This is a genomic window from Neochlamydia sp. TUME1 (assembly GCF_000813645.1).
Lineage (GTDB): Bacteria > Chlamydiota > Chlamydiia > Chlamydiales > Parachlamydiaceae > Neochlamydia.
Genome location: NZ_JRXI01000243.1, coordinates 1 through 1,195, shown reverse-complemented (window position 1 = coordinate 1,195; position 1,195 = coordinate 1). Strand labels below are relative to the sequence as shown.

At 39.7% G+C, this 1,195-nt stretch carries 2 pseudogenes; one reads left to right on the top strand and one right to left on the bottom strand.

The features are described from left to right. Positions 1–313 precede the first annotated feature (313 nt). Positions 314–804: pseudogene (locus DB41_RS12415) on the bottom strand (IS481 family transposase); the annotation flags it as partial. Between the two features lie 55 nt (positions 805–859). On the opposite strand from DB41_RS12415, the pseudogene DB41_RS11505 reads away from it, so the two are divergent. After that, a pseudogene (locus tag DB41_RS11505) lies at positions 860–1,063 on the top strand (hypothetical protein); the annotation flags it as partial. Positions 1,064–1,195 lie beyond the last annotated feature (132 nt).

Below are 1,195 nucleotides of genomic sequence, written 5' to 3'. Positions count from 1 at the left end.
CTATCTCTATGCCGGACGCCATTTAGGCAGTAAACAGGTTTCCCCTAAATTTATCTTGGAAGAGTTTGCAGCCCCCAGTTTTGACATCATCTTTACGCTTTCGACACTTGAACCAATAGTTCACTTTCGTTCGTCTCCTTAGCCCTCACCTGATATGTTTATCATACCTTTTCCTTAACGCTCACTACCTTGGCTTTTGACCAAAGCAGCTTAAGGTGGTTTGAAATCTCTTCCTGCAAAGCGACTTCGAGGAGCCGTTTTCCCTCATCTTTCATATAGTTACGCACATCTATAATGTGCTCGTGGCACACGCATACAATTCGTTCTGGATGGCCTGATGGAATCTTTCGCCGATTCCATGGGTTTAAAGGATGTCGGGCTTTAGTGCGAGAATGGCCTATGCCTTCGATGGCCAGATATAGCATCATACTCATGATGCTCTCTTGCTCCACAATACTTTGTACTACGATCGATTAACACTCTCAAAATCAGAACATCCTGCTCTTCAAACCAGAGAATGACTCGGTCATTTAGCATAACTGCTGCAAACAAAGCATTTTTCCTGTCATATAGCTTGACGAGAGCTACCTTAGAATAAGTCTCGATCTCTGTCTGTTAATAGATGCGTCCCACACCTTTAATAGTGCCTACATAATAGGTATCTTTGAGATAGTAGATAACCTGTATGTTCAGTTTCAATTTCTCCATGCACTTCTTTTTCTTCCTTGGCTTTTCAAGAGCTTTTAGTTGATTCTCTGTTAATATCATTTCTTCCTGAGCCACTTTAGCTTCTGATACTTTCAAGACATTTTTGAAAAGTCTTAAAGATTGTATGAGCCTATCCCGATAATCTGCCTGGATTAAAACCCAAATCAAAAGACGCCAAGCGATAAAACCTCATATCGGCCACATGAAGAATGATGGCAAATTGGGTCGCAACTACCTTAAAAGTCGTTTGGGAGATTGCTTTAACGCTATTTTATGTGGGATTGGCCATAACATGCGTTTAATCTATAACTGGCTAGTCGCTCAAAATTCTCCCAAACGTCTTTATTCAGGCTAAAAAACTTAATTTCTTCTTTAAATTGCTTTAAAACCCTAACTTGAAGGCTACCTCCTGCTCTAAAACTCTTAAATTTTAGCCAATTTTCATTCTCGCTAACGAAAATTCTTAGATTTTCACTTTTTTAGCTTA